At 62.0% G+C, this 9,849-nt stretch carries 9 protein-coding genes; 3 read left to right on the top strand and 6 right to left on the bottom strand.

The window, feature by feature from the left end; genetic code table 11:
- Nucleotides 1-540, top strand: a 540-nt coding sequence (locus VHD36_18615; GenBank protein HVU89347.1) for a sigma-70 family RNA polymerase sigma factor, incomplete at its 5' end; no start/stop codon positions are given.
- A complete protein-coding gene (locus VHD36_18610; GenBank protein ID HVU89346.1) occupies nucleotides 537-1,502 on the top strand; it encodes a hypothetical protein in 966 nt (321 codons plus the stop codon). The genes VHD36_18615 and VHD36_18610, both read left to right, overlap by 4 nt.
- Before the next feature lie 48 nt (nucleotides 1,503-1,550).
- On the opposite strand, the gene VHD36_18605 is transcribed toward VHD36_18610, so the two are convergent.
- Nucleotides 1,551-2,051 carry a hypothetical protein gene (locus VHD36_18605; protein ID HVU89345.1) on the bottom strand — a complete coding sequence of 167 codons (501 nt, stop codon included), beginning with the start codon at nucleotides 2,049-2,051 and terminating at the stop codon, nucleotides 1,551-1,553.
- Between the two features lie 120 nt (nucleotides 2,052-2,171).
- Nucleotides 2,172-2,414: a hypothetical protein gene (locus VHD36_18600; GenBank protein ID HVU89344.1), complete on the bottom strand. Its 243-nt coding sequence runs from the start codon at nucleotides 2,412-2,414 to the stop codon at nucleotides 2,172-2,174.
- Between the two features lie 230 nt (nucleotides 2,415-2,644).
- Here VHD36_18600 and VHD36_18595 point away from each other — a divergent pair, with 230 nt between their 5' ends.
- Complete coding sequence (locus VHD36_18595) at nucleotides 2,645-3,553, top strand: alpha/beta hydrolase (protein ID HVU89343.1); 909 nt, start codon at nucleotides 2,645-2,647, stop codon at nucleotides 3,551-3,553.
- Between the two features lie 119 nt (nucleotides 3,554-3,672).
- On the opposite strand, the gene VHD36_18590 is transcribed toward VHD36_18595, so the two are convergent.
- The 4 genes from VHD36_18590 to VHD36_18575 form a co-directional block, all read right to left on the bottom strand.
- Nucleotides 3,673-5,181: a hypothetical protein gene (locus tag VHD36_18590; protein HVU89342.1), complete on the bottom strand. Its 1,509-nt coding sequence runs from the start codon at nucleotides 5,179-5,181 to the stop codon at nucleotides 3,673-3,675.
- The gene (locus tag VHD36_18585) at nucleotides 5,178-6,965 is read right to left on the bottom strand and encodes an ABC transporter permease (protein ID HVU89341.1); all 1,788 of its coding nucleotides are present in this window, start codon (nucleotides 6,963-6,965) and stop codon (nucleotides 5,178-5,180) included. The genes VHD36_18590 and VHD36_18585 overlap by 4 nt, the downstream gene beginning before the upstream one ends.
- 142 nt (nucleotides 6,966-7,107) lie before the next feature.
- Entirely contained in the window at nucleotides 7,108-8,037 is a 930-nt protein-coding gene (locus tag VHD36_18580; protein ID HVU89340.1) for an ABC transporter ATP-binding protein, read from the bottom strand.
- 395 nt (nucleotides 8,038-8,432) lie between these two features.
- Entirely contained in the window at nucleotides 8,433-9,848 is a 1,416-nt protein-coding gene (locus tag VHD36_18575; protein HVU89339.1) for an aldehyde dehydrogenase family protein, read from the bottom strand.
- Nucleotide 9,849: the final 1 nt, after the last annotated feature.

The following is a 9,849-nucleotide window of genomic DNA, read 5'->3' as shown; positions in this document are numbered from 1 at the left end:
ACTGAGAGAGAAGGCGTCCGCGTGGATGGTTGGATTGAGAAGGAATTGCCTGCCGCGGTGCGGTATGCCGCTTCGCTGATTGGTGACCGTACCGCTGCCGAGGATATCGTCCAAGAGGCGATTTACCGGCTATTGCGTCGTGCCGGAAGCTACGATCTGGATCGCGACGGTCGAAAGCTGCTGTACCGCGCTGTCACAAATGGCTGCATCAATCTCACCGTCCGGCGCCGAGAGGTTCTGAGCCTCAATAATTCCAGCGGCCAACAAGAAACAGCTCCGCAGGTCGTCGACCCCCGGGCCGCCTCGCCCGCTGACGTTGTGATGGCTACCGAACTGAACGATGCGATCCACCGCGGACTGCAAAGCCTGTCCATGCGCGATCGCTGCGTGCTGGAGCTGGCCAGCCTGGGCCATGAGCCGCGTGGGATTGCCGACATCATTGGCATGAAGCCGGCAGGGATTCGCGTGATCCTGCACCGCGCGCGAAAAACCATGGCGGCATTTTTGAACGCCCATTTTTCGGAGCGAATCGTGCCATGAGCGAGCCGAAACGATTTGCCGAAACGGACGTCGAGTCCCTGGTGGCCCGTCATTTGGCAACGACCGGCGAACCAATCGACGTCGAGAGGAATCTGAAGGCCATTCAGCGCCGGCTCCTGGTGGCCGAGGCGCTCGACAGCGGCACACAGCGGCGAAGGTATTCGGCCGTCCTCTGGACGTCGGCGGCCGCCGCGCTCCTGTTGGTAGGAGTCGGCCTGGTCGGCTATTTCGCCACCAACGTTCAGGCGTCGAGCGCTGCGGGAATGCTGGAAGAAGTACGCGGTCGCCTGGCGGATGTCGATCGCTGCTACGACGTCGAAGTCAACGTGCCGCGAGGGTTTGCCCAGCGATTTTCATTTTTGAATCCTCGCGGAACCGTTCAGGTGTGGACCCGTGGCGATGCGTTTCGCGCACGGATCGAAGAGGGAGACAAACAGGTTTTGTGGGGCCGCGACCCGCAAGGCGGGATGTGGGTCACCGACGGACAACGGGGGCTCTATTTCGCAAAACCGGAAATTCCCCCGGCGCTGCGGCGGTTTGCCGTCGTGCTCAGCCTCAACGAAAAGCAAGTCACGAACGTGTTCTTGCGCCAATTCGATCTGACTCTGGACAAACGGACGGCGCGCAATGGCCGGCAAACGATCCACGCCGTGGCTAAGCCGGAAACGACTCGCTCGCCTTTGAACGAAGCATGGCTCGAGATCGACACGCACTCCCATACCCTGGAGCGGCTCGAACTGCGGCATCGTATCGATGACCGGGTGTTCGCCAACATCACATTCGACCTGGTCGAGACCTCTCCCGCGACCGAGCCCAGTTACAGCCTGGCAGGAAACATGAGCCCGGACGCGATGGTCTTCGATGCAAAACGAGCCGAGGAGCGGAGCAAACTCCTCGTCGAGCTGATGGGACCCGGCCTTGGGCAATCGGCGTCGTCCGCCGGCAAAGCCCACGCCGACTAAAGCCGGACACCTGGCGGATTCATGACGGGCGAAGCTCTACCACGCGCGCTATCGGGCTTCGCTCGCGCCGCTGACCGAGGGCGCGTGAATCGATCCGCCATCGATGCCGCCGCGGCGCTGCCGGCGCATCGCCACAATGCTCGCTACGAACGTCAGGATGCTGACGCTCGCATAGACGAGCATGAAGCTGCGGCCGGGAAACGGCGCTTCGGGGTGAATGTTGTTCAAACGAAACGCGATAAAGCCGAGCGCGTGGGCCGTGGGGATGATGGCCAACACGGCGGGCACCAATTGTTTGGCTCCGTAGGCCACGGCAAGAAACAGGGCGCCGGTCAAAAAGTTCGAGATGCCGAACGCCCCCAAGAGCAGCAACTGGTCCTGGCCCGAGTGAGTCAAATCAAGGCCTGCGACGTCGACTGCCGAATGCTGCACCAGAAAGGTGTGCAACACACCGCGCACCAGATCCACGCCGCCCAAGCATGCGAGCACGACGCGCGCAAACATCGGCACGCAGACAGTATCAGCAGAAAACCGCGATGGACGAGCCATGGTTTCGTTCCTGGTTCGTAAACACCGTGCCGCGCCCGCGCGAATTCGACGAAGCCGGCGATCGGGCGGCTAGGGATATATAGCTCGCAAATTGGCCGCGGCCGCGGCGGGCCTAGGGGCCTAGTACAGCGACTCAATCGACGCCAGCCGATGGAGCTCTGCGCGCAGCAAAGCCTGGATTTCGCGGCGGATGCGCAAGACGAGCCTCGCCCGTCGCAGCCGACCGGCGGCGGCAAATTCCGCGGCGTACTTGCGCCGCGCCGCGAGGACCAATTGGAACTGCCTGGCGCGAAATGCGGCGATGACCGCCTCGCGAGCGCGGGATCGTCCATCGACGACGAATGCCAATTGGTGCGATGCCATGTCGTGCCGCCACAAAGGGATCGCCGACTAACCGGCGCAAAACGTCGGTCCATGCGCCCCTATGGTAGCCGACAAAAAGCGCCAGTCGCGCCATGGGTGCCAATTTGACCCGTGCTCCGACCGTGACTATGCTGCCGGCTTGCCTATCTTGTGTCCTTTCGGATTCGCGTCGGCGCTCGGCGAGCCACTGGTTGTGCCATCACGAGGCCGGTAACGGGGAGAATTGAATCATGACGTTCAGAATGTGGCTCGTGTCCGCGCTCGTTCCGACCTTGGTGGCTTTCGCTTTTCAGTTCGCGTCGGCCGAAGAGCTGGGGGGCGAAGAGGGCTTCGTCGATTCCGACGGCGTGAAGATCCACTACGTCACGATGGGAAAAGGGCCGCTCGTCGTCCTGATCCACGGCTTTCCCGATTTCTGGTACACCTGGCGCGCCCAGATGCCCGAGCTGGCCAAGCACTTTCAGGTCGTGGCCATCGACATGCGCGGCTACAACAAGAGCGACCAGCCCGAGGGCGTTGACAACTACAAACTCGACAAGCTCGTGGCCGACATCGACGCGGTGGTCAAACACTTCAAGGCCGACAAGGCGATCATCGTCGGGCACGACTGGGGCGGGATCGTGGCCTGGACCTACGCCATGACCCATCCCGAGACGACCGAAAAGCTGGTGATCCTCAACTTGCCGCACCCCAAGGGCCTGTCCCGCGAGCTGGCGAACAATCCGGCGCAGCAGAAGGCCAGCCAGTACGCGCGCAACTTCCAGCAGCCCGACGCGGCCTCGAAGGTGAAGCCCGAGATGCTGGCCTTCTGGGTCAAGGATTCCGCGGCTCGCGAAAAATATATCGAAGCGTTCAAGCGGTCGAGCATGGAAGGGATGCTCAACTACTACAAGGCGAACTATCCGCGCGAGCCGTACACCTACGATGAGAATCAACCCTATCCGAAGGTCAAATGCCCGGTGCTGATGTTCCACGGGCTGAAAGACACGGCGCTCTTGTCCGGGGCGCTCAACGGCACGTGGGACATGATCGACAACGACCTGACGTTGATCACGATCCCCACCGCCAGCCATTTCGTGCAGCAAGACGCGGCCGACCAGGTGACCAAGAACATGGTTACGTGGTTGATTACGCGATAACGCCTGACGGCCGCAGTCGGGCTACGACCGTCCGCGAGCGGCGCAGGATCAGGTCGTTGGCTGTCAGGAGCGACGGTGGCGAATCCACGTCGATCAGACAGCCTCAGGGAGGCCCGTTCCTATATCTCACGGTGCGCGTCGATGATGTCCTGCAGGGGGAAATCTTCGGGGAACTGTTCATCCATGCGCTTGATCAGGGTGCGATAACGGTTGATGAAGATCATCATGTCTTCGCCAAACAGGTGGTCCACGCGCATCTGGGGATAGTTTTTCAGCGCCTCGTTCCACTTGGCAAAGCCGTCCTTGTAGAGTTGTTTGGCTTCGAGCAGCGATTGCGCGCGGGCGGCATTATCGGCCTGATAGACAAGGCGTCGGGCCTCGATGGTCTCTGGCTGCCGTTCGAGTTCGCAGCGCAACAGCCAGTACGGATAGTTCAGTACTTCGCGTGCCCGTTCAATTTGCTGTAGTTGTTGTTCCTGTTCGTCGACGGCAATCGCGACTTTTCTTGCTTCTTCGCGCTGGTCCACCGTCACGAGCTCGGCGAGTTCCCGTGGCCGGAGCTGCAACTTGTCCGCAATGGCCATCGCGGCGCGGTACTGCTCTTCGGTGCGTTCGGCGGGGGGCGTGGCCTCGATTTTGAGTTCTTCTTCGGTGAGCTTGGCGCGCTTGTCCTTGAGTAGTGCTTCCCGACGGTCGGCTGGCGGAAACTTATCCAACTCGGCCGTCAATTCCTCGATGCGCCGCTTCACGGCGTCACGGTCGTTGGCACGAATCGTGGTGGCGGCGCCCGTGCGAATGTCGCGCGTGCCGAAGGCCTGCCAGTCGCGCAGCGCGGTTGCCCAAGCCACCGCGGCTTTTTCTTCGAAGACCCCCTCTTCCTCCAGCGACGTGGCGTAATTGATGCGGTTTTTCGGCGCATGGAAGAGGAACACGAGCGGATTCAGCTTGTCGAGCATCTCCTCGCGTTCGGCCGTGCGTTCGGCATCGAGATACCATTCGCGGCCGACCAGCCAGTTGTCGCGCTGGTCGAGCGGTCGCGTGCCGTGGAAGTCGGTGTCCTCGCGGAAATAGCGCCGATACTGCACTTTCTCGTCAGCCATGCCGATCTTTTGCGACAGCACCCAGCCCACGAACCAGACCAGCCGCGGAGCGGCATCGTTGTAGGCCACGCCATCCTGCAGGAACCGGATGCCCTTCATCACCCAGAAATAACGGTCACGAACGTCGTCGAACTCGGCCGAGATGTTGTAGGACAGGTTCCACCCCTGAAATTGCCAGACGGTGGGAAAGTTCGGCTGCACCTTGATGATCTGTTCGGCCGTGGCCGAGAACGCGGTCCAGTCCTCGCGCATTTTCGAGTCGTTGGCTTTTTTCCACAGCAGCGTCGCGGCGATGTTGCGCATGCCTAGCGTGGCCAGCTTGATCGTTTCGCTGGTGGGATCGACTTGCCCGAGGTTGGCCTGACCCAGCTTGTATTCTTCGCGCAGTCGGGCCAGCATGCCGCCGGCGCTGCCCGGCTCGTCGGGCGTGGCGTATCGCGCCGGCATGCTCAACAGCGAAAGCGGCACCAGCAGCACCACCAACAATGCCAGATACACAAGTTTGCGAATGAATGGGCGCTGGTTCATTTGGCCACCTCGCGCATCTTCAAGAACAAGAATCCGAAGATAAATAGTGGGACGACGAAGCCGAGCACGGTCAACGAGTTCTCGGCCAGAACGTATGCGGGGATATCGAAACCTTCCGCGACATAACTCGAATCGTCGAACCTGCTGATGTCAGGCAGCAGGTTGGCAATGATCTTCATGGGCCACAACGTGGCTGCGTCCAACCCCTGAACAACCGAGGTCGTCAGATTCTCGTCCAACGGGGCCGTGATGCCGGTTTGTGTGACGATGCGGAAGGCCGCTTCGAACGTATTGCCGCCGATCACCTTGCCGCTGGCAAGCTCCTGCACCCAGGGGGCGAACAGCCCCGCGATCAGCGTCATCAGCGTCGCCAGCATGGCCACCGATCCATTGAGGAATGTGCTCCACATCACGCCAAAGGCCGTGACCAGCAGCATCTGCAGCCAAATACCGATGTAACCCTTCACGAAGTTCGCTTCGAACGAGCCTTCGCGCGGCAGCAGGTACAGGTCCGGCTGAGCCATGCCGAAATACTGACCTCCCTGCAAGCACGAGAGCTCGATTTCCAGTTCGCCGTTGTCGACCAGATCGTCGTACCAATCGAGCGTCTTGTCCTTGCCGGTGGGATCCTTGAACTTCTCGGGAACCTCCCGATCGTCGATGGCGTATTCCTTGGCGAAGAAATTCTGACCCGGCGAAGTGACGCCCGTGCGCGGATTGCGGAGCGTATAGCTGCCGACGACGGTCTGCTCGATGTTTCCCTTGTGCGAACGGAACACGCTGATTGTCATGTTCAGTCGCAAGCCCTTGGGAAAATCCTCGCGGCGGACGTCTTTGAAGCGCCACCGCGCGGCCGCACGCGTTCCCCCCTCGATATAGCTGCGGTACGTCCACTCGTTGCCGACGTTGATTCCTTTCTCGACGGGCTGCCCGGCCTGGTTGAAGAATTGCAGCTTGCCGTAAATGGGCACTCGGGCATGAAATTGCCCCTGCGGCGGGCCGACAGTAAGCGATGCGCTCGTGCCCGCGCCCGAAGCCGTCACTTCGTGCCAGTGCCCCTGGGCGGTGTCCGTCACGCCATTGCCTTCGGCATCGACCGTAACCGGATGAAAGTGATTGCGCGTCAGACCCGTGCGGCCGGACAGTTCGCCCTGCGCGGCCGTTGGTGCCAGATCGCCCATCGACAAGTCGTGCGTGTGATTCAGGGCACGCACGACGAAAACGTAGCTAAAGAACCCCATGATGGCCAAAAGCGCCGTTCCCACGGCCGTAAAGCCGACGATACGGCCCAGCACGATCTCGCTCGGTCGCACCGGCTTGGTGACGATGGTGTAAATCGTATGGTTCTTGATGTCGTTCGGCAGGCTGAAAGCGCTCAAGAACACCATCATGATCATCACCAGCCAGGTCGTGGCGGTGAGCACGAAGCTCAGGTAGAGCTTCGCGGGATCGGGGGTGCGCGCGTCAAGAAACCAGATGGCGAACGCCAGGATCACGACGAACACGGCCAGCCCGGCCAGCACGCGGCGCCGCAACGATTCCTGCACGGCCAGACGGGCCAGGGCGATCACGCGCCGCGGCGAGATCTTTACCAGATCGATCAATCCTCCGGCCAACAGCCGATAAATCGTGTCGCCGGCGCGTATCGGGCCGTTCACCACGGCCGTAAAGAGGAATCCGACGATGAGAATGCCCAGTGCCAAGGCACCGATCGTCGCCAGCCACAACGGCAGGCTCTCGGCCAGCCACTGCTCAAAGGGTAGCGGTTCGTGTTCGAGGACCATGAAAGAGAGTAAGGACGATTAAGGGATGAAATCGTATTGATAAGACCCGACGGCCGTCGCCGAAGTCGGCGGAATAATCAATGACATGCCTCAATGCATTCGCGGCGAAATACGGACAAAGAGACCCGCCGCGCCTGTACGCTTAAGTCTTCTCCGTGGGGCGTCGGCCCGGATGCGCTTCGCTTTCACGCACGATGCCCAGGAACAGTTCTTCCAACGTCGTGGTTGGGTTGTCGATTTTCAGTACGTTACCCTGGTGCCGGCGGACGACCGCCTCGATCTCGGCCTTGGCTGCGTCATCGAGCGCCGTGGTGCGAATTTCGGTCACCTCGCGCAATTTCAGCAGCGTGTCGACGCGGCCCAGCTCCTTCAGTTCGCCCTGGTACAGAATCGCGATGCGGTCGCAGACGTCCTGCACGTCGGGCAGCAGGTGGCTGCACAACAGCACGGTCTTGCCTTGATCCCGCAGCTTGAGGATCAGGTCCTTGATCTCGCGGGTGCCGATCGGATCGAGCCCGGACGTCGGCTCGTCGAGCACGATCAGTTCCGGGTCGTTGATCAGCGCCTGGGCCAGGCCGATACGCCGCGTCATGCCTTTGGAGTATTCGCGCAACTGCCGACGCTTCGCCCACCGCAGGCCCACCAGGTCGATCAATTCCTGCGTGCGCTCCTTGCGGATCTTGGCGGGCATGTCGAACAGCCGGCCGTAAAAGTCGAGCGTCTCTTCGGCGTTCAAAAATCGATAGAGATACGATTCTTCGGGCAGGTAACCGATGCGTTCGTTCTTCGTGACGTCGGTGGCCTGCTTTCCGAAGACCAATGCCTCGCCGCTGGTGGGGAAGAGCAGCCCCAAAAGCAGCTTGATCGTGGTCGTCTTGCCCGAGCCGTTCGGTCCTAAGAGGCCGAATATCTCTCCGCGGCGCACTTCCAGGTCGAGCGCCTTGAGAGCCCGCACTTTCTGGCGGCCCCAGAAGTCGCGATAGATTTTCGACAGGTTGCGAGTTTCGACGACAACCTGGTCGGCGGCTGGCTTGCCGCCTGATGCGGTTGCGGTGCTGGTCGCTGTCGGCATAGAGAGCCTCGAACACCTTCCGAGATAAGGAAATAAGAATGAATGGCCCGGCAAACCGAGGGTGTGCTACAGGACCCGAACGGGCGCAGTATGCCCCTCGAGCGCTACTGCACTGCAAGCTGATACGAACCTACAGTGCCCGCAGTTCGTACACGATCGGCAAATGCATGGGTGGGCGCCCAGCCAGGCCCTGAACGCACATGCCGAAACCTCGACTATAGCCGGCCGGAGATAGCCGGTACAGACGCCGAGCCTGCCGGGACGCCGTGTTTTCCGGGCCGGGCGGAGGACCCGTCGCGCTCTGAATCCGCAAACGGCCAGCCCCGCCGGGCGGCCCGGACAACTCGTTGTCCGGGCGCCGCAGGCGCAGAAGTCGCTTAGGCGTTCCGCCTCGTCTAGCTGCCGTGGATGACCACGCTCTTCAGCTCGGTCATCTCGGCGATCGCGTACTTCGGGCCCTCCTTGCCCATGCCGCTTTCCTTCAATCCGCCGTAGGGCATCAGGTCGGCCCGCCAGCCGGGCCCCCAATTGATGTGCAGATTGCCCGATTCGACCTCGCGGGCGAAGCGGATGGCCCAATCGATATCCTGCGTGAAAATGCCCGCGCTTAGCCCGTAGTTGGTGTCATTGGCCAGGCGGATGGCCTCGTCGATGTTAGCGCAGCGGGTTACCGCCACGGCCGGGCCGAACAGTTCGTCGCAACTGATACGCATGTCGGGCCGCACGTCGGCCACGAGCGCTGGTTCGACCAGCGCCCCGCTTCGCCCACCTCCGGTTAACACCCGGGCACCGCCGGCCGCCGCGTCGTGGATCCATTGCTCGACGCGCCTGGCATCCGCCTCGCGGATCATGGGGCCCATTTGCGTTTGCGGATTGAGCTGATCGCCCACGCGCAGCGCCGCGACTTGCGGTTTCAGCACGTCGAGAAAATCGTCGTACACCTTATCCATCACCAGCACGCGCTGCGTCGAAATGCACACCTGGCCGGCATTACCGTAGCCGGTGGCCACCGTGGCCTTGGCCACTTTCGCAAGATCGGCGTCCTGCATCACGATCAGCGGGCTGTTCGAGCCTAGTTCCATCGTGACGCGCTTCAGCCCGGCCGCCTGGCACAGTTTTTCCCCCACATCGCGGCTGCCCGTGAAGCTGATTTTGCGCACCCGAGGATCGCGTGCCAGGGCTGCGCCGATTTCACCTCCGGCGCCGGTCAAGCAGGCGATGCCCGACGGCGGGAGCCCTGCCTCGAGCAGAATCTCGGTCAGCCGCAAGGCGGACAGCGGCGTGTCGCTGGCCGGCTTCACGATCACGGCGTTCCCCGCGGCCAGCCCCGGCCCGACCTTGTGGCAGACCAGGTTCAGTGGAAAGTTGAAAGGCGTGATCGCCACCACGACACCACACGGCACCCGCAGGGTAAAACCGAGCTTGCCGCCGCCGGCCGATGCGCCGTCGAGCGGCAGGACTTCGCCACCGATGCGTTTGGCTTCCTCGGCCGACAGCTCCATCGTCTCGGTGGCGCGCAGGGCTTCGCCGCGCCCCTCGGCCAGCGTTTTGCCTTCCTCCTGGCTGATCAGCCGGCCAAGTTCGTCGGCGCGGGAGCGCATGATCTCGCTCGCCCGGTGCAGGATTTCGTAGCGCTGGTAGCCGGTCGTCCGCCGCATGTCGGCGGCGCCCTCTACGGCGCCGGCAAGGGCTGCCTCGACATCCGCAGGCTCAGCCTTCGGCACGGTGTCGATCATTGAACCGTCGAACGGGTTTTTTACCTCGGCGCGCTGCGACTTTTCGATCCACTTGCCCGCGACGAACATCTTCATG

The sequence above is a fragment of the Pirellulales bacterium genome, from assembly GCA_035546535.1.
GTDB lineage: Bacteria > Planctomycetota > Planctomycetia > Pirellulales > JACPPG01 > JACPPG01.
This window is presented reverse-complemented; position numbering and strand designations above follow the sequence as displayed.